The following is a 26,632-nucleotide window of genomic DNA, read 5'->3' as shown; positions in this document are numbered from 1 at the left end:
CCAGGAAAGTGCGTAGCGGTTTTCCGTCCGGAATTGCGTAAAAACAATAGCATAGAGCGGTCGGGCGATTCCGTGAAACGCGTAACCGCTCTAGGATTTGGGCGACAGGCAGCTCGCCGGGACGCGATAGGCGTAGAGCGTCTTTCCCTTCATGTCACCGAGATCGGGCGACCAGCTCTTGATCAGCTCCGCTTGGCCCCCGACACAGTCGAACGGATCGTCGGAGACATAGAGCACGCTGCCGGTCACGGTCGCTGGAAGAGAGAAATTCTGCTCGTAATAGCTTTTCGGGAAGCCGCCGAAGTTGCGCGCATAGATGTGGAACGGCTTGCCCTTCAGCGTATAGAAGAGATCGGCGAGAATATCGCGGTCTTCGCCGACGATATCCGGTGTCTTCGCCATTGTTGCGATGTCGGCGATTTCCAGGCTGATGGCGCTGCGGCCGATATAGCGCTTCATGACCAGATCGCCGTTGGGCAGCTTGATGTCATAGGCGAAGACAGTCAGGATCGGGATGACGAAGGCAACGACGCCACCGATGATCAATGAGGTCACCAATCCCTTTTTCGTCAGCCGATAGAGCAGCCAGACGGCGAGGATGATGCCGGCGACATAGGCGGTAACAGCCCAATTGGCATAGGCCTTGGCGAAAAGGGCCTGCAGGGTGATCAGGGCCACCACCGGAACGGAAAACCAGAACAGCAGCTTTTCCCGGTCGTCGCTCTGGCCCCGGATCAGCCGCCACCCGGCCCACAGCATGGCATAGAAGACGACCGGCCCGACCACGCCGAACTGCGCCCCGACGAAACCGAGTGCGCTCAACACATGTTTCAGCAGCCCGCCGTTGCCGCCGCCCGTGCCCCAATGGGCGATGGTTTGCGTATGGCGCACGGTCGCCGCTCCATGGGTGACGTTCCACCACAGATTGGGCGCAACGACGATGGCGCCCGCAATGGCAGCGATTGCGACGTCGCGCCAGGCGATGCGGGCGGAGCGCAGCGTCAGCATGGCGATGCCGACGCCCGGCAGCAGGAAGAGTACCGAATATTTGGTCAGAAAGGCTATGCCGAGGCTGATACCCAGGATCAGCGCCTCGAGAACAGAGGAGCGCTTCGTGAGGCCGAGAAAAGCCCAGATCGCAATTGTCACGAACAGGATCTGGATCGTGTCTGTCGATACCAGCACGGCCGAGAGCGAGGCGGCAGGCAGGGTGATGAAGATCACGCCGACCCAGGGCTCGATATCGCGCCCGGCGTCTCCGTCGATCAGCCGCCGTGTCGTGCGCATCAGCATCAGGGCGGTGGCGAGATGAAAGAGCGGCGCCGATACGCGGATCCAGAATGTCGAATCCGATCCCGATATGGTGTTGAAGAAGCGGATGACCCAGGCGATCATCGGCGGCTTGGAATAATAGCCGAAGTCCAGGTTCTGACCCCAGAACCAATATTGCGCCTCGTCGACGAACAGGTCCGTCCTGTTGAGCAGCAACATGATCACGCGCCAAAGCGTGACACCGAAGATGATTGCAAGACCGAGCCCCAGCGAAAGTTTCTGGGTGTCTGTTCGGGAATGGGTCGTATCGGGCATTGACTGATGGATCTCGGTGCCGGGTCGTGGGGCTTAATACGGAACTATCAAGCTCAATGCTAGCTCCCGACGGCCGGGAAAGATGGCGAGACGCCCGTTGCCGCCGCCTCCAAAAGGCTCCGCGGCCGATTTTTGCGTCCGAGATACCGGGTAGGTCTTCCCTAAAGGACGCGAGATGCGGTCTTGCCGCGCGCCTGTTCTATGCGGCATAGAAGCATGAACGCCGCTAGCGTCAGGCTGGCCATCAGCGAAGCGGTCAAACCAAGAACAATCATTGCTCTCTCCGTATCGACATCGAAGGTGTCTATGCCTTCAGCAGTAGGGCATGAAGCTTGCTCGTGACTTGCGATCGGCAGCTTTTTTCAGTCGGCTGAACGTTCATGAAGCGCATCGCTAAATTAGGGCTATTCGAAACAGGACGCTCGGCGTGATGTCATTAACCTTCGGGCAAGGAATTAACCATAAACATTGAGCTTGAACGTCGGAATGGGAAAATTGTGACTCGTTCTCACCAGGCATGAAGCCGCCCCGCCGTACCGTGTAGATCCGGTATCCATCTCATCAGACAGGTCCGCAAAAGACTTTGATGAACGAGCGAGCTTCAGCGCCTAGATCACACGATCGAAGGCTAAGGGCCCCTTTCTCGCCTCCTCATAGCGTCCGGCGCGGATCATCAGCGGTTTCGCCAGCGCTTGGGCGCGCGGCAGTTGCGAGGACGATTTTGGCGCAGGATTCGCCGTCAGATCAGGCAGGTAGGGCGCAGGCTGGCAGCCTTCGCGACCGCTTGCGTTTTGCTGGCCTCGACGCCGGACAATGCGAAACCTTGCGCCGCAACCGACCGATGCTCGAAGCTCATCTCAAGGCTGGCCTTCGCGATCTCTTCCATCGGTTCCAAAGCTTTCCGGACGCCGCCCGCAATTTTACGAGTGAAAGCCAGCTCCAACGGCTTCAGGATCTGCAAACCTCGCATTGGGACGTGCTGACGGATGCGCGCTTCGACAGTCTCTATGCCGAGCGTGTCAAGGTTCTCTCCGACAGCGAAAGCAAGATGGGGCTCGATCCGCGCTGGCATGTCGCGGGCCACGGGGTGGTTCTGGAGCATATGCTTGCCGGCATCATCGACGAGATGGGCGCCCGCGCCATCCTGCCGGGAAGCAAACGTCGTGCCCGGGAACTGAGCGAGCTCGTCGCCGCCGTCATTCGCCTCGTCATGGTGGATGTCGAGATTGCGGTGTCGCTTCGGTTCAATGAATTGCGTGTCGGCCACCAGCGCGCGCTTGCCGAGCAGCGGGCTGCCGATCGCGCCGAGGCGGCCGACCTCATTGCGGAAGTCGTCAACGGTCTTGCCGTGCGCGACCTGACGGTTCGCCTGCCCATGGATTGTCCCAAAGCCTATGCGGAAGTGGCCGAGGCCCTGAACGCAGCTCTCGACGACATCCAGCAGCAATTTGCCGCTCTGTCCGGTGGTGTTCAGGCGGCGGAGACCGCAACGGACGCCATCGCCCGCGCATCCAGATCCTTCGCCGAGGCTTCGGCAGAACAGTCGCAAGGGCTTGCAGCGTCCGCGCGGCAGCTCGCTGAACTGGCCGATCAGGTGCGTGGCAATGCGGCCAATACGCGCTCGGCCGAACGCGCCGCCGCTTCTACCCGGGTGGCTGCGGAAGACAGTGGCCGGATTGTCGGCCAGGCCATATCGGCCATGTCGGATATCGAGACCTCGGCCGAAAAGATCGGTCAGATCATCGGTGTCATCGACGAGATCGCCTTCCAAACCAATCTGCTCGCCCTGAATGCCGGCATCGAAGCCGCCCGCGCCGGCGACAGCGGTCGCGGTTTTGCCGTTGTCGCGCAGGAAGTTCGCGCCCTGGCGCAGCGTTCCGCCGATGCCGCCCGCGAGATAAAGGTTCTGGTGACCGGCACCAAGGCACAGGTGGATGCCGGCGTGCAGATGGTCGGCCGTACGCAGGACGCGATCGGCAGCATCGTTCGCCAGGTGACCGACATCAATGACGTCATCTCCGGGATCGCGACGGCCAGCGATGAGCAGGCCGTCGGCCTGCATTCGGTCACGACCGATATCGGGGGCTTCAGCCAACGCGCCGCTGCGGGGGAAAGCCTTGCAAGCCGCGCGCACGAAGGTGCCGATCATTTGCAGACCGTCGTCGTCGAGCTTGGCCGGACGATCCGTGAATTCCGCATCGAACGCGAACGGCGCCATGCTGCCGCGCCGGTGCAGGTGGCGGCCGCGCGCCAGCGCCAGCTTCCCGGTCGCGACGAGTTCGTTGCCCGGCGGGATGAGGACGATGTGTCCGAATTCGATTTTCCGCTTCGCAGGATCGGCCTGGGAGGCGAGCGGAATGCCTATTGATGTCTCTGTTTTATGCGCATGCGGGCCGTCAGGCCCGATTTCAGACAACTAAGGAATGAAGCGATGCGGAGTAGGAAAAGCGAAAAGGCAGTCAGTCTGGCCGCGGTGCTGGACCTCAACGAGGCCGCGGCACTTCGCGGCAAGTTGATGGGGTTGCGCGGCAGCAATGTCGTGATTGATGCGTCCGGCGTCGAGAGGATCGGGGCCCTGTGCGTTCAGGTCATCATGGCCGCTGCCAAGACGTGGAATGAAGACAAGCTGTCCTTCACTTTCTCCAAGGTGTCGGACGCATTTCAGAAAACGATGCAGGTGATCGGGGTGGATATCTCCCATCTGCTTGCCAAGGAGATCCGGCAATGAAGAAAAAAGTTCTGACCGTGGATGACTCACGGACCATTCGAAACATGCTTCTCGTCACCCTCAACAATGCGGGCTTCGAGACCATTCAGGCCGAAGACGGTGTCGAGGGCCTGGAGATTCTGGAAGAAGCCAACCCGGACGTCATCGTCACCGACATCAACATGCCGCGCCTCGACGGGTTCGGCTTCATCGAGGGCGTGCGCCGCAACGACAAATACCGCGCCGTTCCGATCCTCGTGCTGACGACCGAGAGCGATGCTGAAAAGAAGAACCGTGCCCGCCAGGCCGGTGCGACCGGCTGGATCGTCAAGCCGTTCGATCCCGCCAAGCTGATCGATGCCATCGAGCGTGTAACCGCTTAAACAGGATTCACCCCTCATGGATATGAACGAAATCAAAGAGATTTTCTTCCAGGAGTGCGAAGAGCAACTCGCCGAACTGGAATCCGGTCTCCTGAAAATGAATGATGGCGACCGCGACCCGGAAACCGTCAATGCCGTATTCCGAGCTGTTCATTCCATCAAGGGTGGGGCGGGGGCCTTCGGTCTGGACGATCTGGTCGCATTCGCCCACGTCTTCGAGACCACGCTCGATTGCGTTCGATCCAACAAGCTGGAGCCGACTCAGGATGTCTTGAAGGTCATGCTCAAGGCCGCCGACGTTCTGGCCGACCTGACCAATGCCGCCCGCGACGGCGGCAGTGTCGATCAGGCGCGCAGCCGGGGCCTGGTCAAGGAGCTGGAGGCGCTGGCGCACGGTGTCCTGCCGGCACCATCCGCCGCTGTTGTCGCCGAGGCGGCTCCGAAGGCCGCCACACCCGCGCCCGCGCCGACGGATGACAGCGGCTTCCAGCCGATCCCCTTCAGCTTCGATGATGACTTCGGTGCCGACGAGGCCGCTGGCGCCGTACCGGAATACGAAGTGAGCTTCCGCCCGCGCTCCGATCTCTACGCCAAGGGCAACGATGCCACGCTGCTGCTGCGCGATCTCGCGCGCTTGGGCGAGATGAGCATCTATTGCGACGTAGATGAGTTGCCGGGTCTTCCCGAACTCGATCCGGAAGCGGCCTATTTCAAGTGGACGATCTCGATCAAGACGGACAAGGGCGAGGATGCCATTCGCACCGTCTTCGAATTTGCCGAATGGGATTGCGACCTTGATGTCCGGCAGGTCGAAGATGCCGCCGGGCCTTCCGGTAACGAAGAATTGCCGATGGTGCCGGTGCCCTTCGATCTTTCCATCCTCGATGAGGAGAGCACCGAGCCGGAAGCCGAGCCGATCGAGGAAGCACCGCTGCCGAAGAGCGATGCGGCCGCGGCCGTTGCGGCGGCTGAAACCGCCAGCAACGTTACCCAGCTTGCCGCTGTCGCCGCTCGCGTCGAAAAGAAGGAAGCGGCCCTGGCCGCTGCCGCCGCTGCCAACGCCGCCGCCGCGCAGAACAGCGCTGCCGCCGCTGCGGGACAGACCATTCGCGTCGACCTCGACCGCGTCGATCGACTGATCAACCTGGTGGGTGAGCTCGTCATCAACCAGGCCATGCTGTCCCAGAGCGTCATCGAAAACGACAACAATGGCACGTCCTCGATCAACATGGGCCTCGAAGAGCTGCAGCAGCTCACCCGCGAGATCCAGGACAGCGTCATGGCGATCCGCGCCCAGCCGGTGAAGCCGGTGTTCCAGCGCATGTCGCGTATCGTGCGCGAAATCGCCGACATGACGGGCAAGTCGATCCGTCTGATCACCGAGGGCGAGAACACCGAGGTCGACAAGACAGTCATCGACAAGCTCGCCGAACCGCTGACCCACATGATCCGCAATGCCGTCGACCACGGCATCGAAACCCCTGAAAAGCGCGAGACGCTCGGCAAGAACCCGGAAGGCACCGTCCGCCTGACGGCAAAGCACCGTTCGGGCCGCATCCTGATCGAGCTTGCCGACGACGGCGCCGGCATCAACCGCGAAAAGGTGCGCCAGAAGGCCATCGACAATGATCTGATCGCGGCCGACGCCAATCTTTCCGACGAGGAGATCGACAACCTGATCTTCCTGCCAGGCTTTTCGACCGCCGACAAAATTTCCGACATCTCGGGACGTGGTGTCGGCATGGACGTGGTCAAGCGCTCGATCCAGGCGCTCGGCGGCCGCATCAACATCACCTCCAAGCCGGGGCAGGGCTCGGTCTTCACCATGAGCCTGCCGCTGACGCTTGCCGTCCTCGACGGCATGGTGGTGACGGTTGCCGGCCAGACCCTGGTCGTGCCGCTGACCGCGATCGTCGAGACGCTGCAGCCGGAGGCCGCCGCCATCCATTCCTTCGGCGCGAACCATCGCCTGATCTCGATCCGCAACAGCTTCTGCCCGTTGGTCGATGTCGGGCGCATCCTGAATTTCCGCGCCACACAGGCCAATCCGGTCGAGGGTGTCGCACTGCTGGTCGAATCGGAAGGCGGCGGTCAGCGTGCGCTCATGGTCGATGCCATTCAGGGTCAGCGTCAGGTCGTCATCAAGAGCCTTGAAGCCAATTATACGCATGTGCCCGGCATTGCGGCCGCGACCATCCTCGGCGATGGCCGCGTCGCCTTGATCCTCGATGTCGATGCGGTGGTCGGCGCTTCGCGTGGCCAGTCGCTGAAGGCCGAGATGTCTTACGCAGCGGTGGGGTAAGTCTATGTCCTATGCCGTCAAGAACCTGACCCGGGAAGACCGCGAGCTGATCGCCTTCCGGATCGGCGACCAGGAATTTTGCATCGCCATCATGTCGGTTCGCGAAATTCGCGGCTGGACACCGGCTACAGCGATGCCGCATGCACCTGCCTACATGCTTGGCGTCATCAACCTGCGTGGCGCGGTGCTGCCGATCGTCGATCTCTCGGCCCGGCTCGGCATGAAGCGTGCGGAACTGACTGCGCGGCATGTCATCATCGTGGCGCAGGTCAAGCGAAAGGTCGTCGGCCTTCTGGTCGACGCCGTGTCCGACATACTGACGATCACGACCGACAATATCCAACCGACACCGGAAGTCTCCTCGGACCATGAGCGGCAGTTCGCGCGCGGCATCGTCGCAATCGAGCGCCGCATGATCTGCCTGATCGAACTGGAAGCCCTGTTTCCTGAAAACGAAAGCGAAGCTGCATGAGCGTGATGGGAGCAATAGATCTCAAGGCATCGCCAGACGAGGTCCTGGCCAGCGGCGAATATCCGCTGACCCGGCGCGATCTCGCCGAGATCGCCGCCATGATCTATGCGGATGCGGGCATTTCCCTCAACGAAAGCAAGGCGTCGCTGGTCTATTCACGGCTGTCGAAGCATATTCGTGCGCTGGGCCTGCGGGGCTTCAGAGACTATTGCCTGCTGGTTTCCTCTCCGGCGGGAAGCGCTGCACGGCGCGAGATGCTGTCGCATCTGACGACCAATTTCACCCGTTTCTTCCGGGAAAATCATCATTTCGATCATCTTCGCGATGAGGTTCTGCCTGGTCTCCTCGCCCGCGCCAAGGCCGGAGGCCGTGTGCGGATCTGGTCGGCTGCCTGTTCCGACGGGCAGGAGCCCTATTCGATAGCATTGACGGTTCTGGCGCTCATGCCGAATGCCGCGGACTTCGATTTCAAGATTCTGGCGACGGATATCGACCCCAAGATCCTCAGTCTGGCCCGCGCAGGCGCCTATGACGAAGCAGCCCTCGAGACGATCTCGCCTGCCATGCGCAAGCAATGGTTCCAGGATGTTGATGTTCAGGGGCGACGCAAGTTCCAGATCGACGATCGCGTCAAGCGGCTGATCACCTACAACGAGCTGAACCTGATGGCGCAGTGGCCCCTCAAGGGTGCCTTCGACGTCATCTTCTGCCGCAACGTCGTCATCTATTTCGACGAACCGACACAGGTGAAGATCTGGTCGCGCTTTGCCGGACAGCTGCAGGAGGGCGGCCACCTCTATATCGGCCATTCCGAGCGGGTTGCCGGCGAGGCGAAACATCTCTTCGACAATGTCGGCATTACGACCTACCGCTATCTCGGTAAAAACGCGGGGAGAAAGTCATGAGCGCCGCTGCCCGTGTTCTCGTGGTCGACGATTCCCCGACCATGCGTGGCCTGATCACCGCTGTACTGCGCTCCGATCCGGAGGTCGACGTCATCGGTCAGGCCGGCGATGCTCTTGAAGCACGCGCTGCGATCAAGGCGCTCAATCCGGATGTCGTCACGCTCGATATCGAGATGCCGAACATGAACGGCCTCGATTTTCTCGAAAAGATCATGACGCTGCGGCCCATGCCGGTCATCATGGTATCCACAATGACACATCGCGGGGCGGATGCGACGCTCGCCGCGCTGGAAATCGGTGCGTTCGATTGTGTCGGAAAGCCCTCCCCGGGCGAGCCGCACCCCTTCGGCGACCTGGCGGAGAAGGTGAAGGCCGCCGCCCGCTCGCAGCGGCAATATGTCAAGCCCGCCGCCAGCCGTACGCCGCCGCCGGCCGTTGCCGATTTCCGCGTCGGCCGCAAGATCGTCGCCATCGGCTCGTCCACCGGCGGCGTCGAGGCATTGATCAACGTGCTGCAGAAATTTCCGGCCAACTGCCCGCCGACCGTCATCACCCAGCATATGCCTCCGAGCTTCACGCGCAGCTTTGCCGAGCGGCTGAACCGCCTCTGTGCGCCTGTCGTGGAGGAGGCGACCGACGGGGCACGGCTTGAAATAGGCAAGATCTATCTGGCGCCCGGCGGCGAAAGGCACCTGCGGGTCGCCAACGCTTCGGCACCCCATTGCCGTCTGGCAGACGGTGGGCCGGTGAATGGCCATCGCCCTTCCGTCGACGTGCTCTTTGATTCCGTCGCCGAACTGGCGGGCCGCAATGCCGTCGGCGTGATCCTGACCGGCATGGGGCGCGACGGCGCCTCCGGTCTTCTCAAGATGCGTCATGCCGGCGCGCGCACCATCGGCCAGAATGAAAAGACCTGCGTGGTCTACGGGATGCCGAGGGTCGCCTACGAGCTTGGTGCCGTCGAACAACAGTTTCCGCTGAACGCCATTGGCGAGGAAATTTTGAAAATAACAGCCGCCCGAAAGGAAGGGAGCGAATAATGTCTCTAGCGGAGAAAATCAAAGTTCTGATCGTCGACGATCAGGTCACCAGCCGCCTCTTGTTGAGTGACGCGCTGACGCAGCTCGGGTTCAAGCAGATCACGGCTGCCGGTGACGGCGAACAGGGGATGAAGATCATGCAGCAGCAGCCGCATCATCTGGTCATCTCCGATTTCAACATGCCCAAGATGGATGGGCTCGGCCTTCTTCAGGCCGTCCGCAACAATCCGGCGACCAAGAAGGCGGCCTTCATCATCCTGACGGCGCAAGGCGACCGCGCTTTGGTTCAGAAGGCGGCACAACTCGGGGCCAACAACGTTCTGGCCAAGCCTTTCACCATGGAGAAAATGAAAGCGGCCATCGAGGCCGTGTTCGGAGCGCTGAAATGATTGCTGAGGGTGCGGTCCGTCGCATGCACATCATCCAGGGTGAGTACAAGGTTGTCAGCGATCCGGACGTGGTGCTGGCGACCATCCTCGGCTCGTGCGTGGCGGCCTGCCTGCGTGATCCGGTCGCTGGCGTCGGCGGCATGAACCATTTCCTCCTCCCGGGAATGGCGACTTCGCCGATGAGCGGTGGCGATGCGACGCGTTACGGCGTGCACCTGATGGAACTTCTGATCAACGGCCTCCTGAAAAAGGGCGCGCGGCGTGATCGGCTGGAGGCTAAGGTCTTCGGCGGCGCCAAGACGATCGCGACCTTTTCCAATGTCGGCGAGCAGAATGCGGCTTTCGCCATGCAGTTTCTGAAAGACGAAGGTATCCCGGTTGTCGGCTCCAGCACGGGCGGCGAGCATGGGCGCAAGATCGAATATTGGCCGATCTCCGGACGTGCCAGGCAATATCCGCTAACCGGCGCAGAGACGCAGAAGACCGTGGCGCTCGAGCAGCGTCCGGTTGTTGCACCCAAGCCGGTCGACAACACGATCGAGTTTTTCTGATCAGCGAGGCTACTGCATGACCCCCTTCCAGCGTGCCGAAACGTCCACCATCGAGGAAACGCTTCCGGCCATCCTTCTGCGCATTGTTTCCGAATTGCATGACGTCGCCTATCTGATCGAACGCATCGAACCGCAACTGCTCGACATCAGTGGTATCAACGTGCTCGAATCGCCCGACACGATGAAGGTCATCCAGGGTATCGATCTCGCCGTCCAGAAGACGCGCGGCATCGCTGAATTCATCGACACGATTGCAGGCGCCATGCCGGAGGGCTGGACGGTCGATCTTGCGACGGCCTTGAGCCTGGTCAAGCTGACGGAAATGCAAAAGGCGCTCGGCGGGGGCAGTTTCCATGCGCACTCCCAACCCATGGCGAAGGCCGCCGGCGATTTCGATTTCTTCTGATCGAAGCCGGCCACGGTGAATGCTGCTTTTCTTTTGTAATTTTCTCTAATTTACACCGGGTTTTTTCCTGCTTTTCGGCCCGACGAAACGTTCGCACAAGTTTCGATTTCTATTTTCGCTGCACGGCACAAAGCCATCAGGTCTTTGACGAATCGTGCGAGAACAGAATGAATCTGTTAAATCAATTAGTTCCCTTGTTCCGGAATCTCCAGAATCTCGGGAGAACACGCCTGCTGATCATGGGCGGCGTGGGCGCAGCTTCCATTGTGCTGGTCCTTCTTGCCGCCCTTTACGTCAATAAGCCCACCCAGGAGACGCTTTATGTCGGCCTGGATGCCACTGATCTCAATCAGATCAGCATCGCGCTTGCCGAAGCAAAGATCAACTTTCAGGTCGGTACGGATGGTACCAGCCTGACTGTGCCGACCGGCATGACCGGCAAAGCCCGCGCTCTTCTCGCCGAGCGTGGTCTGCCGAATAGCGGCAATGCCGGCTATGAGCTGTTCGACAATGTCGGTTCGCTCGGCCTGACCTCATTCATGCAGGAAGTCACCCGCGTTCGTGCGCTCGAAGGAGAAATCAGCCGCACGATCACCTCCATCGCCGGCATCAGCGCGGCGCGCGTGCACATTGTCATGCAGGATGTCGGCAACTTCCGAAAGGCGGATCAGAAGCCGACTGCCTCGGTCATGATCCGCGCCAGTGCGGAAGCGGCGCGCAAGTCGGCGCCGGCTATCCGGCATCTCGTCGCGTCCGCCGTTCCGGGTCTTGAGGTCGATGACGTCACGATTCTCGATTCGACCGGCCAGTTGCTTGCCTCCGGCGACGATCCCAGCAACGGTGCGCTCAGCCGCAATCTCGGCATCGTGCAGAATGTGCAGGGCGAAGTTGAGTCGAATATCGACAAGGCGCTCGCACCCTTCCTCGGCATGGACAACTTCCGCTCCAGCGTAACGGCGCAGCTCAATACCGACAGCCAGCAGGTGCAGGAAACCACCTTCGATCCGGAATCGAAGGTCGAGCGCTCCGTCCGCACGGTGAAGGAAGCGCAGAAGTCGCAGCAGAGCCAGCCCGACAGCGCGGCAACCGTCCAGCAGAATATTCCGCAGGCGGCCCCGCAATCCGGCGGCAACACGCCGACCTCGAACGATCAGTCCGACAAGCGCGAAGAACAGACCAACTACGAAATCAACAGCAAGACGACGGCGACGACACGCAACAGCTACAAGATCGAGAAGCTGTCCGTCGCCGTGGTCGTCAACAGGGGCCGCGTCGCGCAGATGGTCGGCCAGGGCGCGGATCAGGCGAAAATCGACGCCTATATCGCCGAGATGCAGAAGATCGTGGCGACTGCGGCCGGCGTCGATCCGAGCCGTGGCGACATCGTCACCGTCAATGCGATGGACTTCCTCGACAATCAGTTGCTCGACGACAATTCCTCCAGCTTCAGCGTCACGGATATGCTGGGCCGTAACATGGCCGGCATCATCAACTCGCTCGCCTTCGTCGCGGTTGCCTTCCTGATCGTCTGGGTCGGCTTCCGCCCACTGATCCGCTCGCTCGGCGCTGGCGCGGGCAGCGGCACGGCTCTGCCGGAAGCAGCGGGCCTGGAACTACCGGACTTCGCTCCCGCGGTCGAGGGACCCGGCGCCGCCCTGATGGACGGCTTCGGCTCGGATTTCGGCTTCGACAGCACCGACGATTTGCTGACGATGGGCGACGATGGCGGCACCTTCAACCGCCGCGTCAAGGAAGGGCCTGAACGCCGCCTCTCGCGGATGGTGGAGATCAGCGAGGAACGAGCCGCGAAGATCCTCAGAAAATGGGCCGTCGACCAGGCAGCCTGACGAAAGGACCGGGAGAGATCCCGGTCCTTTCTCATTTGAGGGTACTTGAAATGCCGCTCTTCCCTTGCCCTTGCCGTCCCGGGGCCTCTCTGATTCAACTGGGTAATTTGACGTGTGCGTAAGATGGAATTTCACTGGAAATGCCGTTGCTGGGTAGAAAGAATCGACTTACAACTGATATGCCTTTCCGCAATGGTTGTTTAAGCAGCGCGATTCGGCCCTCGATTTCCGTGTTTCGCAGGTTCGAAGAGTTTGCAGAGTCCGGGAACGCGGAAAAATCAATTCATGGTTCGATGGTTGTGTATGCGGCGATTGATGCCAATGCGATTGCCGACATGGAATTCAGTAGTGAGTGCGCTCATCTGCCCCGCCCGCGCCGGGATGTATTTTAGTCGCGGAAGAGAATGAATCGGCGCGAATGCCTTGCCGAGAACCGAAAGCGGCTTTCTTGGCAATGCGCTGGGCGCTGACGGAACAATGCTCTCGTTTGACGGCCGATCGTCCAGCAGCGGCAGGAAATGCAAGAATGGATATGCAGATATCGCAGGCGAGCAAGGGCGACAGGGATGCGCGATCAGCGGCATCCATCGGCGCCATGTCGCGCGAGCAGCTCATTCTGCAGCTGAGCGCCATTGCCGGCCCATCCTATCTGCAGGCCGGCCTGCGCGCGCTGGCGAGCTATGCCGGCGCCTCTCATTATCTTCTGGCGCGGTGCGATCTCATACAGGAGAACGGTCTCGATTTCGTCGTGGCCTGCGATTGGCCTTTCGATCTTGTCAGGCGCCTTGCACCGGAGTTGACGAGCGGCTATGGCCGCACCGGCGAGTTGGAAAAATGCATGGCGCTGTTCCAGCCGAGTGCGGCTGTCTTGCCCGACGATGTCGAGCTGCCGGAAGGCGTCGGTCGCCAATATTATGCTATGACTTTCAACGTCGGCCGAACGCGCTTCTCCTTGCTGCTGTTGACCCGCGACTCCGTGCCGTTCTTGCTCGAACGGCTCCGCGATGTCGGTCTATTGTCGGGTTATCTCGCCAGCTTCACGCGTTGCGTCGAAGTCAGGTCGGAGCGCGATTTCGATCTGACTGAACGTGAGCTGGAATGTCTGTTCTGGATCGCCGAGGGAAAGACGAGCGACGAGATTGCCATGATCCTTGGAATATCGCGCAATACCATCAACAATTACATCACCAGTGTCATGCGTAAGACCGCGACCAAGACCAGATCGGAGGCAATTGCCTTCGCCGTCCGAAACAATCTCGTTTGAAGGCATAGTGAATGCGATATCAGCCAGACAGGACGACGGGTACGCCGGCAGAAACACGGCTTACCCGCTCGGGCAGGATTTCTGGCCGCTCCGATCTTTTTCCGAAGCTCGTCTCGATGCTGAAGTTGATCGATGCGCAGCATTTTGCGGTTTATCGTCTCCACGGCTCCGGCCTGCCGCACAAGCAGCGCCTGGTATGCGAGCTCGACAATTGGGGCTCAGCGAACTCCGTCGTCGGCAAGGCTTTCGTCGACGCCTATAGCGATGCGCTGATCGAGCATATCGAGAAATCGATGCTTCCTCTCATGTGGAACGGCCGCGATAGCGACAGCACCGCCGAGACGCTGGACTTCGCCTCGTTCACGCAGCGCCTGAAACCGCATCTCGTGCCATTTGCCGGCGTTGCCTTTCCCGTACGGCTGGGTAGCGTGGGGAACGGCTATGTCGTCTTCACTGCGAAATTCATGGATCTGGCGAGCGACATGATCGTGGAGCTGCACGGCCGCTGCTGCCAGCTCATGATGGAGCTCCTGTCGCTTGATGAACGCCGCTCGCAGGCCGCCGAAGCACTCAGCGAGCGTGAGATCGTCTGTCTGCAGCTCGCCGGCGACGGCCGCATCAGCGAGGAAATTGCCGAGAAGCTCGGATTGTCGGTACACACCGTCAACGCCTATCTCGGCTCGGCCACGATAAAGCTTGACAGCGTGAACCGCATCCAGGCGATCGCGAAGGCGATCCGCTTCGGTTATATAAGCTGATAGGCTGAGCCGCCGCGCCGCGGCGGATAGCCCTTATCACATAAATTGCAAGATTTGGAAGCAGCTCAGCTCGCGCGAGCAATCTCGCCATGGATTACGTAGCGGGCATCCATGAGACTACGTGCGAGCAGCGCCGTATTCTCGTCCGGATCGGTCGACGCCCTGTCAAAGGCGATGTGATTGATCTCGATGCCGGCATGATGCTCGGCCAGCGCCAGTTTCGCATAGATGGTGACGCCGTGCGGCTTGATTTCGAGGTCGATCGTGACCTCCGCCGGGCCGCCCCAATCGAGCTTGTAATCGCCGCCAAGTCCGAAATTGACTGTGCCGGGGAGGAAATAGAGCTCGGCCGCCGAGGCAACGAGGTCAGCAATATTACCATATCGTTCGAAACGCAGCAGCGATATCAGGTCGGCGGCGTCGAGGAGGCGCAGCTCGCTCGCGACCGGGCTGATGGCTTCGGCAAGTATTTGTTCACGTTGGGCAGAGTAGGGGCATTTTTTCATTTGGTTTATCGTACCCGTTTTCTATTCGTCTGCGCGGCGTAGATCCTATGGATGAGCTCGGCGACAGCTTTGTAAAATACTGACGGGATGACGCTATCAACCGAGACTTGCGCAAACATGGAGCGTGCGAGGGGCACGTCTTCGAAAACGGGAATATTGTTGGCCTCTGCTATCTCTCTGATTTTCAAGGCGATAAGGTCCTGCCCCTTCGCGACGACGACGGGCGCGTCATTCTCTTCGCGCACATAGCGCAGCGCCACGGCAAAGTGCGTCGGGTTGGCGATGACGAGGGTCGCGCGCGGCACTTGCTTCATCATGCGGCGCCGGGCGCGGTCTCGCGCGATCGAGCGCTGGCGCGATTTGACGATCGGGTCGCCCTGGGATTGCTTGTGCTCGTCCTTGATCTCCTGCTTGGTCATTTTCAGCTGATCGAACCAGTGATATCGGCTCCACAACACGTCGGCGATACCGACGACCGCCGTCGCCATGAGCACGATGACCAGAATCCGCTGAACGATCGTCGACAGGCGCACGAAGATTGTCTGCGGGTCGGAAGACATGGAGTCCATCGCGTGGAAGAACTGGCTTCGCAGCACGAAAAACATGATGATGCCGACCACCACGATCTTGGCGAGAGATTTTCCGAATTCCACCAGGCCGGATGTGCTGAAGATCCGCTTCCATCCGGAGACGGGCGATATTCGGGAAAATTGCGGCTGGATGCGGTCGAGAACCGGCGTCGGCAGATTCTGGAACATCGAGGAGCCGATGCCGAAGGCGAAGAACAACACGACGGCCGGCAGCACCAGATTGCCGACTTCCCAGCCCAGGCGGGTAAACAGCAACATGGCGTCGGGGCCTGTTTCAAGTTGCCATTGATCCGGCTTTTCGAAGAGGTCGCGCAGGACTTCGCCCATGCGGCCCATGCGCTCCGGCAGGAAGAAGGTGACGTAGATGATGGTCGCGAGCATGGAAGCAAAGATGGTTGCGTCCCTGGAGTGGGGAACGTTGCCCTTCTCCACCGTGTCGCGGAGTTTTTTCTCCGTCGGCTTTTCTGTTTTACTGTCCTTGTCTTCGTCAGCCAAAACAGCCGTCCTTCATGAAACGGAAAGAGGCCGCGCATCACACGCGGCCCTGAGCTTGAACATACTAAGACGAATTAGGTGAGTCGTGCGGAGATTACGCTGCTTCTTCCACAGGCGTATTTTCCTTGGACTTGAGCTCGATCTGGCCGGAATTGGCGAGCCGGATGGCCTCCTGCGCGATAGCGCGTCTCGCGATGGCGATTTCGCGTGGGTTGATGCCGGTATTGCCCATCTGCAGATCGGATTCGATCATGCGCCGTTGGCGCGGGCTGATCGAGGAAAGCACGATCTCGCGGATTTCGTTGTTCGAACCCCGGAGCGCCATGGTGAGAATGTCGGCGGCGATGTCGTTGAGCAGCAACACGCGGCTCGGCTGCGGCATGCGGATGAGATCGTCGAACAGGAAGATCTTCGGACGGACCTTCTCGACCGATTCCTTGTTGATCGATTCCAGCGAGTTGAGCAGGGTATCGACCACCGGCTTGTCGAGTTCGTTCATCAGATCCGCGACCTTGGTCGAGCCGGAAGCGTTGCGTTCGGCATCGATCTCCGCCATCAGCCCGAGAACGCGGTTCTCGATGATCTGCGCCGCCTTCGGACTGACTTCCTTCAGGTTGACAGTACGGTTCATGATGTCTGGGCGCTGCGCTTCCGGAAGCTGCAGCAATACCTTCGCGCCGAAGGCCGACGGCATCATCGACAGCACATAGGCGACGGTTTGCGGATGCTCGCGCAGGAGGAACTTCGCGACGAAAACCGGATCGGCCTCGCCGAGACGGTCCCATATCGAGGTTTCGTAAGCCTGGAAGGCGGTACGCCTGCCGAGCAGGCTGTCTACCTCGTCCGGCGTCAGGCCTTCCTCGAGAATGCTCTCGATGGCCTTGGCGTTGTCCATCAGGCCGGCGCCCTCCGTGAAGAGGTCCTCGAATTCCGCCACGAGTAGCGCCAATTCATCCGGTGGAATGAGCCTCAGCGATTGTGCCGAGGCGATGATGAGCTGCAGTTCATTCTGGGTAAAATACTTGAGCAGCCGTCCCGCCACCTGCTTTCCCATGGCAAGAAGGACGGCCGCCGCTTTTTCAGTCTGAGATAACGGTTTCTCGGCAAGCGCGCCGCTGAAATCGTCAAAGTCCATCATGGTCTTCGTCTCCATCCCGCACGGGGAGTGGGCTCATCCTGAGCCGGGTTCAGCTTTTTTTCGTATTGTATATTTCAATGAGCTTGATACCGAACCTGGTGTCGTCATGTTCCAGAACGGTAATTTCGCCCCGGCCGATCTTGCGGCCGTTTACGGTAATTTCGACCGGCTCGCCGATCTTCTTGTCGAGTGCGATAATGGCACCTTCGGTCAGGTTCATCAGGCCGGAGACCTGCATCCGGCAATTACCGAGAACGATCTGGACGTCGATCGGGATATCCATGATCAGGTCGAGATTGGCGGCAAGAGCGCTACCCGGCGGGACAGGCTCGGAGGATGGGCCACCGAAGTCGCTGTCGCCGAAGGCCGAGCCGGAGTTGTCGTCGCCAAAATCGCCGAATGTCGAAAGGCCGGTGCTTGGTTCCGCGCCGAATGCATCGGCATCGAGATCCGGCATGCCGCCTTCATTGCCCTTTTTCAGGACGCCGCGCAGGCCATCGATGGCCTCGTCCAACGCGGCGTCGCTGCTTGAAACTTCGAGCGATTCCTCGCTGCTTTGCTGTATCGTCTTCGTAGCCATGAAATCACTATTCCAGTTGAAACTTGCCTCAAGCTGCCGTGGGTGGCGGGCACCGCCAGCCGGTCAATTCATCAGGTGCCGAAGAAGCTCGTCATCGGAATTCACATTGTCCTTGACGCGCACCGTATAGTTTTCGCCAGAGCGTCCGAATTCGCAGATGTAGAGATCCTTGCTGTTGGCGCTGACCTCGACCCGCACGTCGCCCGCATCCATGAATGGAATGACATCGCCGACGGCGAGCCTGGAAATCGTATCGAGCGTCAGGGATTGCAGCCGGATGCGCGCATCCAGCGTCACCTGCGAGCGGCGCACCTGCTCGCCGAGCTGTTCCGACCATGTCTCGGAGGCTGCCGTCGTGTTCTTCGGCCGCGGTGCACTGACGACGGTCCGCAACAGTTCGCGCTGGGGCACGATGATGACGACCTGGGAAAGCGACTTGCCGAGCGAAACCGTCATCGTGATCGCCGCGGCGAATTCATCCTTTTCGCCGCTGACCGGTGCCGGACGATCTTCGACATTGTGGGGCGGGTCCAGATAGGGCTCGAAGCCGCCGGTCGCATTGACGGCCGAACGCAACACATTGGCGATCTTGTCGAACACCATGACGGAAAGATCGAGTTCGATCACCGAAAGCGGCCGGGGAACGGCGGCTTCCATGTCCTCCAGACGAGCTCCCAGCATATGTTCCATAAGCGTCATGATAAAGCCGGCGCCGCAGCCGAGCACGAATTTCGGCGCCCAGTTGCGCAGCGAACCGTTTACCAGGGCGTAGCTGCCGCCAAGTCCGGCAACCAGATCGTTCATAAGACCCGGCTGACAGCTGGCATAGGCGATCCCTATGTCGAGACCGGTTTCGCTCTTGATCATATCGGGCAGAAATTCAGCATAGACCTGTCCGAACGCCGTGCCGAGCTTTGTAAGCGCCGCCTCATCGCCAAGGCTGCCCGTGAGCTTGGCGTAGAGGATTCGATCCATCGTCTGCATCTTGTGTGCGGATTGCTGGCTCATGGTCATCAGGCCGCCTTGCTCTCACCGCCGGGGTTCATCATTTCCTGCTCGACGGCGTCGATGGACGGACGCTCATAGGAGGAGATGGTCTTGCGACCATATTCAAGCGCCACCTGCGGTACGGAGCCGTTCATATAGGCCAGCAGCGTCTGCTTCACGATGACGTAGAGACGATGCTGCTTGTTGCGCACGACCTTGATCTGCGAGACCAGCGGCGCGCAGACTGAGTAGGACAGGATGATACCGAGGAAGGTGCCGACCAGCGCCGAGCCGATGAGATGGCCGAGCACTTCGGGTGATTCGTTGATGTGGCTCATAGCCTTGATGACGCCGAGAACGGCGGCGACGATACCGATGGCGGGGAAGGAATCGCCCATGATCGTGATCGAATGATAGGGCTTCATCTTATCGTGCTGCATGGTGTCGAGTTCTTCATCCATCAGCGCCTCGATCTCGTGGGAGCGGGCGTTGCCTATGATGATGAGACGAACATAATCGCAGATGAAGGCCGTCAGATCCTTGTTCTTCAGCACGGTCGGCGCCGCCTTGAAGATCACCGATTCATCGGGGTTGTCGATATGGGCTTCGATTTCGTTGCGCGACTTGGTGCGCAAGTCCCGCATCAGGGCGTAGAGCACGCCGAGCGTGTCGAGATAGTCGCGCTCCTTCGGAACTGCATGCCGGAACGCTTCCAGCAGTGCCTTGCCCGAGTCCTTCACGACCTTCATTGGATTGGCCATGATGAAGCCGCCGAGACCGGCGCCTGCGATAATGACAAATTCGAAGGGCTGGAATAGCGCGCCTACGTCTCCGCCCATGGCCATGAAGCTGCCTATGATGCAGCCGCAGGTCACTACAAATCCGATAATAATGTTCATCGTCGGTCCACACCTGAACGTTGCTTCATACGATGAACTAGGAGACCTGCCTTGCGTGAGGCTGTTCGTCGTGTTGCGCGACCGCCTTTTGCCTTGTCAGCTTCGCACAAGCCAGTGCAGGCAGAGTAACGTGCAAGGGCATCCATGCCCCGCTAACGAAATGTAGGAGCGCCGTTCGGCGTTTCCTTTCCCGTTATTCTCCAATGTCCGGAGGGCGTTGAAAATGCAGTCTGGTATCTATGTGGCGCTGTCGTCCCAGATGGCGCTTGAGCGGCGTCTGACCACGATCGCCGACAACTTGGCAAACGTGAATACGACGGGCTTCCGGGGCACCGAGGTCAAGTTCGATCAAGTCCTCAGCAATACCCAAAACAAGCTGAACGCCAAAGTCGCCTTCGTGTCGCAAGGCAACGACTATCTCTCGACCGACAATGGCGAATTGCAGAACACCGGCAATCTATTCGACTTCGCCGTCAAGGGCGACGCCTGGTTCGGCCTCAACACACCGGCGGGTCTGGTGTTGACGCGCGACGGCCGTTTCACCATGACCGACAGCGGTGCTCTGGTGTCCGTGCGGGGCTTTCCGGTGGTCGATCCCGGCGGCGGACCAATCCAGCTCGACCCGGCGGGCGGCGCGCCGACCGTTTCGTCGGATGGTACCGTCTCGCAGAACGGCAAGCGCATGGGCCAGATCGGTCTCTATGATGCGGATGTCGGCAAGGGCTTCCTGCGCTACGAGAACAGCGGCATTCTGCCGACGGACACGCCCCAGCCGGTTGTCGACCGCTCGAATGTCGGCGTCGCCCAGGGTTACCTCGAAAACTCCAACGTCAACGGCATGCGGGAAATGACCCAGCTGATCGAGGTCAATCGCGCCTTCGACAGTATCAGCACGCTGACGAGCAGCAGTGAGGGCACGCTCACGGACGCGATCAAGACCCTCGGCGGCAGCCAGTAAAGAGGGCGGATCATGTTCGAGGATCGGTTGCCGGATGGTGCATTGTCGCCGAAGCTTTCGCACATGGCTGTCCTGGCGGGCCAGTATGCGGTGGCGGAAAATGCCGTGGCCCATGGCGGCCACGTGCGGACGATCGCCGCCGGGCATTACACGGTTGCCGGTCTCTCCAGACAGGTGCGTCTCGGCGATTTCGTCGCGCATCGTTCGCAAACGGGCGTCCATCTCGGCGAGGTCGTCCGCGTCGAACCCGAGCTGACCTATGTCTGTCCGATCGAGCCGGGAGAACCGATCGGCATTCAGGATACCATCATCCGCAAGGGCGCCTTCCGCATCGCGCCGAGCGACGGCTGGTGCGGTCGCACGATCAATTCGCTGGGTGAACCGATCGACGGGCTGGGACCGCTGGCGATGGGGCTGGAATCGCGCGCCATCTCCAACACCGCGCCGCCCTCGATGACGCGCAAGCGCGTCGATACCGGCTTCAAGACGGGCGTGCGCGCCATCGATATCTTTTCGCCGCTGTGCCTCGGCCAGCGCCTCGGCATCTTTGCCGGCTCCGGCGTCGGCAAGTCGACGCTGCTGTCGATGCTGGCCAGAGCCGACGCCTTCGACAAGGTCGTGATCGCACTGGTCGGCGAACGCGGCCGCGAAGTGCGCGAATTCATCGAGGACACGCTCGGCACGGATATGCAGAAATCGGTGGCCGTCGTTGCGACCAGCGATGAGAGCCCGATGCTGCGCAAGATGGCGCCGCTGTCGGCGATGACCATCGCCGAACATTTCCGCGATCAGGGCGATAACGTGCTGTTGATCGTCGACAGCGTCACCCGCTTCGCCCATGCCATTCGCGAGGTTGCGACCGCGTCGGGCGAACCGCCGATCGCGCGCGGATATCCGGCCTCGGTCTTCACCGAACTGCCGCGTCTTCTGGAGCGCGCCGGCCCAGGACCGGAGGGCACCGGCACGATCACCGCCATCATTTCCATCCTCGTCGACGGCGATAACCACAACGATCCGATCGCCGATTCCACCCGCGGTATTCTCGACGGCCATATCGTCCTGCAGCGCAGCCTTGCCGAGGAAGGCCGCTATCCACCGATCGATCCGCTGGCGTCGATCTCGCGTCTGGCGCGCAAGGCCTGGACACCGGATCAGGAAAAATTGGTTTCGCGTCTGAAGGCGCTTGTGCATCGCTATGAAGAAACCCGGGACCTGCGCCTCATCGGCGGGTATCGCCAAGGGGCTGACGCGGATCTCGATATCGCCGTCCGCCAGGTTCCGATCATCTACGAGATACTGAAGCAGACCCCTGGCGAGCGGCCGTCGGCCGACGCGTTTACCGACCTTGCGACCGCTTTGAAGAATGCCTCGGCCGGAATGGTTCCGGCCAAGGGAAGATAGCGGTGGCAAGATGCATCACCTCATCCATCCCTTTGAATTCAAAGATCCTGTTCTCAGCTAGCCGACATTTCCTAACTTCGTGCCGAAAGAGGGACCAAACGTGAGAGAATCCGATGCAGACGAACCGGTCGCTCCGCTGAAGCCGGCGAAGAAGCGAACTGTCACGGACAGGGCCTTGGTCTGCGCGGGCCTGGCGCTTGCCGGCGCGTCAGCCTTTTTCCCCTGGTACGTCTTCCTGAACCCGGACAAGTTCGGCATCCACGTGGCCGAAGGCGACCGCTCGCGCGATTTGCCGAACTGGCCGGGCCGTGAGATCGTCAGCGTGTCGCCGCTTGCCATGGTCAACAAGAACCCAAACGGCCCGAAGGACCTCATTCCCGATCCCTTGACGACCGCGACTGTCAGCAATGTCGGGCGCGAGGACGATAAGGGACAGCCCGCCGAGGACCAGCCGCTCCCCGGCAAGTCCCCGTTCCATCTGCTGCACGTCGCAAACGGCCGCGCTTTGATCGAGGATGACACGGGCATGTACGTCGTGCGCGTCGGATCGATTCTGCCCGACAACAGCCGTCTGGCCACCATCGAGCAGCGCGATGGAAAGTGGGTGATCGTCACCTCGACGGGTGATGTTTACGGCCACAATTGAAAAGCCCGGAATCGCCTGCGTTTCAGGCGTTTCGAAGAGTTTGCAGGAACGCATTTCCCGCAAGTCCCACGCAAGATTATGCCGCTAGGGTGATAGTGTAAGAACGGAGAGAAGCCATGCAACCCATTCAGCTCTTTGACCTGGCCTCGCGGCAAGCCGAGTGGCTCCAGGCGCGTCAGGAAGTTGTTGCCGGCAATATCGCCAATGCCAATACCCCGAAATATCGCGCCAAGGACGTTACGCCGTTCCAGGCCGTTCTGGACAACCAGAACGTCGGCATGGTGAAAACCAATCCTGCACATCTTTCGGGCAATGAATTCAGCGCGAGCGGCGACGTCAACGTCGAAGAAGCGTCGCTCAGCCAGGAAATAGGCGTCCAGGAGTCGGGTAATACCGTCGGCCTGGAAGACGAACTCTCCAAAGCCGGCGATATCAAGCGGCAATACAGCTTGAACACCGCGCTCGTGAGCTCCTTTCATCGCATGATGTTGATGACCGTAAAACAATAGATGAAGTGAAGATGTCATGGACCCCTTATCAGCCGCATTGAAGATTGCAGGCTCCGGCCTGGAGGCCCAATCGACCCGTTTGCGTGTCGTTTCCGAAAATATCGCCAACGCCCGCTCGACGGGCGATACACCCGGCGCCGATCCCTACCGGCGCAAGACCGTGACTTTCGGCGCCGAGCTGGACCGTGCCAACGGGTTGACGACGGTCGGCGTCAAGAAGCTGGGCGAAGACACTGGCAAGTTCGTCGAGGAATACGATCCGGACAATCCGGCAGCGGACCAGAAGGGCTACGTCAAGATGCCTAATGTCAACGTCCTCGTCGAGATGGCCGATATGCGGGAAGCCAACCGCTCCTATGAGGCCAACCTGCAGACGGTCAGGCAGGCCCGCGATCTCATCTCTTCCACTATTGACCTGTTGAAGAACCAATAATGATCGATTCAATCAAGAATGTCGCCTCTCTCTCAGCCACCCGCGGCCTTGGCAGCATTGCCACGGACCTGACCTCCGCCGCATCCGGAGTGCTTGGCTCATCGCCGGCCGTCGCGATGGGAACCACGGCCGGAATGAGCTTCGCTTCGGTCATGTCGAATGTCGCGAAGGACTCCGTCAACACGCTGAAGGAAGCTGAAAATGCTTCCTTTGCCGGCATGAAGGGCCAGATGAGCACACGCGAAGTCGTCGACAAGGTCATGCAGGCGGACCAGACGTTGCAGACCGCGATTGCACTGCGTGACAAGCTCGTGTCAGCCTTTCTCGACGTTACGAAAATGCAGATCTAGAGCGGTGTTACCGCTCTAATTAACTGATTTGGCGGGAATTATTCGCAGGCCGCGCCGCGGTTTCGAAGGCCCCGCCCCACCTCGAAGGACGAAAGCATGAGAGCGCTCGCAATTGCCGCGACGGGCATGGACGCCCAGCAGACCAACCTGGAAGTGATCGCGAACAACATCGCGAACATCAATACGACGGGTTACAAGCGTTCGCGCGCCGAATTCTCCGACCTTCTCTATCAGACCGAGCGCGCCAAGGGCATCGCCAACCGGCCGAACCAGGCCGTGGTTCCCGAAGGCGCCAACATCGGTCTCGGCGTGCAGACCGTGGCTGTGCGCAACATCCAGATCCAGGGCGAACTGTCGCAGACGCAGAACGATCTCGACGTCGCGCTCGTCGGCCGCGGCTGGTTCCAGATTCAGATGCCGGATGGCACGACGGCCTATACCCGCGCCGGATCGTTCAACAAGAGCGACACCGGCCAGATCGTCACGCCCGACGGCAACGTGCTCGAGCCCGGCATCACGATCCCGAACAATGCCAGCAACATTACCATCAGCTCGGCCGGCCAGATCGCAGCCACCATCGGCACGGCGACGACGCCGACCGTTCTCGGCCAGTTGCAGATCGCCAACTTCGTCAACGAAGCCGGCCTGCAGCCGATGGGCAGCAACCTTTTCACACAGACGCCCGCCTCCGGCAATCCGGTCGTCTCCGATCCGAACGAGAACGGTTTCGCATACCTGAAGCAGGGTTATCTGGAATCGTCGAATGTCGATCCGGTCAAGGAAATCACCGATCTGATCACGGCACAGCGCGCCTATGAGATGAATTCCAAGGTCATCACGACGGCTGACGACATGGCGCAGATCGTCAGCAAGAACCTGAAGTAGCGGGAAGGACGGGCCGAACATGAGGTTTCGCCGGATGAAAAGCTTAGCAATGGCCTGGCTCGCCGCAGCGAGCCTCTCCGTCGTGTTCGTGTCGATCGCGCCCGTAGGCGCGGCACGCGCCGACGCGGCCGGCATGGGTACCGCGGTGGTGCCGACCGAAACGATCTATCCGGGCGACATCATCAGCAGCGGTCAGCTCGAGGAGGTCGAAGTCACCAACCCCAATCTGACGGGCGATTATGCCAAGCGGCTCCGGGAGGTGACGGGTCTGGTATCGAAGCGGACGCTTCTGCCTGGCCGGACCATCTCCGTCTCCGCTTTGCGCCAGCCCTACGCGGTAACGCGCGGCTCCAACATCCGCCTGGTGATGACCATGGGCAGCATGACGATCACCGCGGCCGGGACTCCGCTGGATGACGGCGCCGTCGGCGACAGCGTGCGTGCCCGCAATATGGATTCCGGCATCATCGTCAACGGCACGGTTCTCGAAGACGGCACGATCCGCGTGGTCGCAAAATGAAGAGACTTCGTCAATTTTTCGCGGTTCTGCTTGCATTGCCAAGCCTGATCGTTGCCGATCCGGCCATGGCGATGCAAGCGCGCATCAAGGATATCGCCTCGCTGCAGTCAGGACGTGACAACCAGCTCATCGGCTACGGCTTGATCGTCGGTCTCCAGGGGACCGGCGACGGCTTGCGTTCCTCGCCTTTTACCGAGCAGTCCATGCGGGCGATGCTGCAGAATCTCGGTATCTCGACCCAGGGCGGCCAATCTGCCGCCAGGAACACCGCCGCCGTCATGGTCACGGCGAACCTGCCGCCGTTTGCAAGCCCCGGGAGCCGCATCGACGTGACAGTCAGCTCGCTCGGCGATGCGACGTCGCTTCGCGGCGGTACGCTCATCATGACCTCGCTGAGCGGTGCCGACGGGCAGATCTATGCCGTCGCGCAGGGCTCGGTCATCGTTTCGGGCTTCCAGGCCCAGGGCGCTGCCGCAACGGTCACCGAAGGGGTCACGACGGCCGGCCGCGTACCCGGCGGCGCCATCATCGAACGCGAGCTGCCGTCGCGCTTCAAGGATTCGGTCAATCTGGTCCTGCAGCTGCGCAATCCGGACTTTTCCACCTCCATCCGCATTGCCGACACCGTCAATACCTGGGCGACCTCGCGCTTCGGCGCGCCGATCGCCGAGGCCAAGGATTCGCAGGAAGTCGCGATTGCCAAGCCCAAGATGGCGGATCTGACGCGGTTAATGGCCGACCTCGAAAACCTCAGTGTCCAGACCGACACACCGGCCAAGGTCGTCATCAACGAGCGGACCGGAACGATCGTCATCGGTGCCGACGTTCGCGTCTCGCCGGTCGCCGTCAGCTATGGAACGCTGACGGTACAGGTCAGCGAGAACCCGCAGGTCATCCAGCCGGAGCCCTTCTCGAACGGCCAGACGGCCGTCCAGGATCAGACCGACATCACCGCCACCAAGAGCGGCGGCCGTGTCGCGGTGCTGGAAGGGCCCGACCTGAAAACGCTGGTCTCCGGCCTCAACAACATCGGCGTCAAGCCGGACGGTATCATCGCCATCCTGCAAGGCATCAAATCGGCCGGCGCCCTGCAAGCGGAGCTCGTATTGCAATGATATCGATCG

The 26,632-nt window shown here is 60.6% G+C and carries 30 protein-coding genes; 22 read left to right on the top strand and 8 right to left on the bottom strand.

Annotation, left to right across the window (positions count from 1 at the left end; all coding sequences use genetic code 11):
• Nucleotides 1–90 precede the first annotated feature (90 nt).
• Nucleotides 91–1,587, bottom strand: a complete 1,497-nt coding sequence (locus GA0061101_RS23165; protein ID WP_092575067.1) for an ArnT family glycosyltransferase — start codon at nt 1,585–1,587, stop codon at nt 91–93.
• Between the two features lie 721 nt (nt 1,588–2,308).
• Here GA0061101_RS23165 and GA0061101_RS23160 point away from each other — a divergent pair.
• The 11 genes from GA0061101_RS23160 (at nt 2,309) to fliF (ending at nt 12,589) form a co-directional block, all read left to right on the top strand.
• Entirely contained in the window at nt 2,309–3,955 is a 1,647-nt protein-coding gene (locus GA0061101_RS23160) for a globin-coupled sensor protein (protein ID WP_092575065.1), read from the top strand.
• Between the two features lie 63 nt (nt 3,956–4,018).
• A complete protein-coding gene (locus GA0061101_RS23155) occupies nt 4,019–4,315 on the top strand; it encodes an STAS domain-containing protein (RefSeq protein WP_037203221.1) in 297 nt (98 codons plus the stop codon).
• Nucleotides 4,312–4,677: a chemotaxis response regulator CheY1 gene (cheY1, locus tag GA0061101_RS23150; protein ID WP_034488652.1), complete on the top strand. Its 366-nt coding sequence runs from the start codon at nt 4,312–4,314 to the stop codon at nt 4,675–4,677. Before GA0061101_RS23155 ends, cheY1 begins: the two co-directional genes overlap by 4 nt.
• A 16-nt stretch (nt 4,678–4,693) precedes the next feature.
• Nucleotides 4,694–6,979: a chemotaxis protein CheA gene (locus GA0061101_RS23145; RefSeq protein WP_092575064.1), complete on the top strand. Its 2,286-nt coding sequence runs from the start codon at nt 4,694–4,696 to the stop codon at nt 6,977–6,979.
• A 4-nt stretch (nt 6,980–6,983) separates the two neighbouring features.
• Nucleotides 6,984–7,451: a chemotaxis protein CheW gene (locus GA0061101_RS23140; RefSeq protein WP_092575062.1), complete on the top strand. Its 468-nt coding sequence runs from the start codon at nt 6,984–6,986 to the stop codon at nt 7,449–7,451.
• The gene (cheR, locus tag GA0061101_RS23135; RefSeq protein ID WP_037203224.1) at nt 7,448–8,356 is read left to right on the top strand and encodes a protein-glutamate O-methyltransferase CheR; all 909 of its coding nucleotides are present in this window, start codon (nt 7,448–7,450) and stop codon (nt 8,354–8,356) included. The genes GA0061101_RS23140 and cheR overlap by 4 nt, the downstream gene beginning before the upstream one ends.
• Entirely contained in the window at nt 8,353–9,396 is a 1,044-nt protein-coding gene (cheB, locus tag GA0061101_RS23130) for a protein-glutamate O-methylesterase CheB (protein WP_037203225.1), read from the top strand. Before cheR ends, cheB begins: the two co-directional genes overlap by 4 nt.
• Nucleotides 9,396–9,785 (top strand): response regulator, encoded by a 390-nt coding sequence (locus tag GA0061101_RS23125; RefSeq protein ID WP_037203226.1) that lies wholly within the window; start codon nt 9,396–9,398, stop codon nt 9,783–9,785. The genes cheB and GA0061101_RS23125 overlap by 1 nt, the downstream gene beginning before the upstream one ends.
• Nucleotides 9,782–10,336: a chemoreceptor glutamine deamidase CheD gene (gene cheD, locus GA0061101_RS23120; RefSeq protein WP_037203228.1), complete on the top strand. Its 555-nt coding sequence runs from the start codon at nt 9,782–9,784 to the stop codon at nt 10,334–10,336. The genes GA0061101_RS23125 and cheD overlap by 4 nt, the downstream gene beginning before the upstream one ends.
• A 16-nt stretch (nt 10,337–10,352) precedes the next feature.
• Entirely contained in the window at nt 10,353–10,742 is a 390-nt protein-coding gene (gene cheT, locus GA0061101_RS23115) for a chemotaxis protein CheT (protein ID WP_037203230.1), read from the top strand.
• A 167-nt stretch (nt 10,743–10,909) separates the two neighbouring features.
• On the top strand, nt 10,910–12,589 hold the full coding sequence (gene fliF, locus GA0061101_RS23110; RefSeq protein ID WP_037203232.1) for a flagellar basal-body MS-ring/collar protein FliF: 1,680 nt from the start codon (nt 10,910–10,912) through the stop codon (nt 12,587–12,589).
• 278 nt (nt 12,590–12,867) lie between these two features.
• Here fliF and GA0061101_RS39890 read toward each other — a convergent pair whose 3' ends face one another.
• Complete coding sequence (locus tag GA0061101_RS39890) at nt 12,868–13,113, bottom strand: hypothetical protein (protein WP_037203233.1); 246 nt, start codon at nt 13,111–13,113, stop codon at nt 12,868–12,870.
• A gap of 2 nt (nt 13,114–13,115) precedes the next feature.
• Here GA0061101_RS39890 and visN point away from each other — a divergent pair, with 2 nt between their 5' ends.
• Together visN and visR are read left to right on the top strand one after the other, a co-directional pair.
• Nucleotides 13,116–13,853: a transcriptional regulator VisN gene (gene visN, locus GA0061101_RS23100; protein ID WP_037203234.1), complete on the top strand. Its 738-nt coding sequence runs from the start codon at nt 13,116–13,118 to the stop codon at nt 13,851–13,853.
• Between the two features lie 11 nt (nt 13,854–13,864).
• On the top strand, nt 13,865–14,611 hold the full coding sequence (visR, locus tag GA0061101_RS23095) for a transcriptional regulator VisR (protein WP_037203235.1): 747 nt from the start codon (nt 13,865–13,867) through the stop codon (nt 14,609–14,611).
• Nucleotides 14,612–14,676: 65 nt separating this feature from the next.
• Here the strand turns inward: visR and GA0061101_RS23090 are convergent, their stop codons facing one another.
• The 6 genes from GA0061101_RS23090 to motA form a co-directional block, all read right to left on the bottom strand.
• Nucleotides 14,677–15,117, bottom strand: a complete 441-nt coding sequence (locus tag GA0061101_RS23090) for a hypothetical protein (protein ID WP_047555998.1) — start codon at nt 15,115–15,117, stop codon at nt 14,677–14,679.
• A 5-nt stretch (nt 15,118–15,122) separates the two neighbouring features.
• Nucleotides 15,123–16,202, bottom strand: coding sequence for a flagellar biosynthesis protein FlhB (gene flhB, locus GA0061101_RS23085; protein ID WP_037203238.1), 1,080 nt, complete (start codon nt 16,200–16,202; stop codon nt 15,123–15,125).
• 94 nt (nt 16,203–16,296) lie between these two features.
• Nucleotides 16,297–17,340: a flagellar motor switch protein FliG gene (fliG, locus tag GA0061101_RS23080; RefSeq protein ID WP_037203338.1), complete on the bottom strand. Its 1,044-nt coding sequence runs from the start codon at nt 17,338–17,340 to the stop codon at nt 16,297–16,299.
• A 49-nt stretch (nt 17,341–17,389) separates the two neighbouring features.
• Entirely contained in the window at nt 17,390–17,920 is a 531-nt protein-coding gene (fliN, locus tag GA0061101_RS23075; protein WP_092575060.1) for a flagellar motor switch protein FliN, read from the bottom strand.
• A gap of 63 nt (nt 17,921–17,983) precedes the next feature.
• Nucleotides 17,984–18,934, bottom strand: coding sequence for a FliM/FliN family flagellar motor switch protein (locus GA0061101_RS23070; protein ID WP_167669587.1), 951 nt, complete (start codon nt 18,932–18,934; stop codon nt 17,984–17,986).
• On the bottom strand, nt 18,934–19,806 hold the full coding sequence (motA, locus tag GA0061101_RS23065) for a flagellar motor stator protein MotA (RefSeq protein WP_037203242.1): 873 nt from the start codon (nt 19,804–19,806) through the stop codon (nt 18,934–18,936). The genes GA0061101_RS23070 and motA overlap by 1 nt, the downstream gene beginning before the upstream one ends.
• 223 nt (nt 19,807–20,029) lie before the next feature.
• On the opposite strand from motA, the gene flgF reads away from it, so the two are divergent.
• From flgF to GA0061101_RS23020, 9 genes are all read left to right on the top strand, one after another.
• Nucleotides 20,030–20,764, top strand: coding sequence for a flagellar basal-body rod protein FlgF (flgF, locus tag GA0061101_RS23060; RefSeq protein ID WP_037203244.1), 735 nt, complete (start codon nt 20,030–20,032; stop codon nt 20,762–20,764).
• A 12-nt stretch (nt 20,765–20,776) separates the two neighbouring features.
• Complete coding sequence (gene fliI / locus GA0061101_RS23055; protein WP_037203246.1) at nt 20,777–22,165, top strand: flagellar protein export ATPase FliI; 1,389 nt, start codon at nt 20,777–20,779, stop codon at nt 22,163–22,165.
• A gap of 100 nt (nt 22,166–22,265) precedes the next feature.
• Nucleotides 22,266–22,811, top strand: coding sequence for a flagellar protein (locus GA0061101_RS23050; RefSeq protein WP_092575058.1), 546 nt, complete (start codon nt 22,266–22,268; stop codon nt 22,809–22,811).
• A 116-nt stretch (nt 22,812–22,927) separates the two neighbouring features.
• Complete coding sequence (gene flgB / locus GA0061101_RS23045; protein WP_037203248.1) at nt 22,928–23,320, top strand: flagellar basal body rod protein FlgB; 393 nt, start codon at nt 22,928–22,930, stop codon at nt 23,318–23,320.
• Nucleotides 23,321–23,336: 16 nt separating this feature from the next.
• Nucleotides 23,337–23,753 carry a flagellar basal body rod protein FlgC gene (flgC, locus tag GA0061101_RS23040; protein ID WP_037203249.1) on the top strand — a complete coding sequence of 139 codons (417 nt, stop codon included), beginning with the start codon at nt 23,337–23,339 and terminating at the stop codon, nt 23,751–23,753.
• Entirely contained in the window at nt 23,753–24,103 is a 351-nt protein-coding gene (gene fliE, locus GA0061101_RS23035; protein WP_037203251.1) for a flagellar hook-basal body complex protein FliE, read from the top strand. The genes flgC and fliE overlap by 1 nt, the downstream gene beginning before the upstream one ends.
• A gap of 96 nt (nt 24,104–24,199) precedes the next feature.
• Complete coding sequence (gene flgG, locus GA0061101_RS23030) at nt 24,200–24,988, top strand: flagellar basal-body rod protein FlgG (RefSeq protein ID WP_037203253.1); 789 nt, start codon at nt 24,200–24,202, stop codon at nt 24,986–24,988.
• Between the two features lie 34 nt (nt 24,989–25,022).
• Complete coding sequence (gene flgA / locus GA0061101_RS23025) at nt 25,023–25,508, top strand: flagellar basal body P-ring formation chaperone FlgA (protein WP_376774213.1); 486 nt, start codon at nt 25,023–25,025, stop codon at nt 25,506–25,508.
• Nucleotides 25,505–26,623 (top strand): flagellar basal body P-ring protein FlgI, encoded by a 1,119-nt coding sequence (locus GA0061101_RS23020; RefSeq protein WP_037203258.1) that lies wholly within the window; start codon nt 25,505–25,507, stop codon nt 26,621–26,623. Before flgA ends, GA0061101_RS23020 begins: the two co-directional genes overlap by 4 nt.
• The last annotated feature ends 9 nt before the right edge of the window (nt 26,624–26,632 follow it).

This window comes from Martinezella lusitana, from assembly GCF_900094565.1.
GTDB lineage: Bacteria > Pseudomonadota > Alphaproteobacteria > Rhizobiales > Rhizobiaceae > Rhizobium > Rhizobium lusitanum.
Note: the sequence above shows the minus strand (reverse complement) of the source record. Positions and strands in the feature narration are given on the sequence as shown.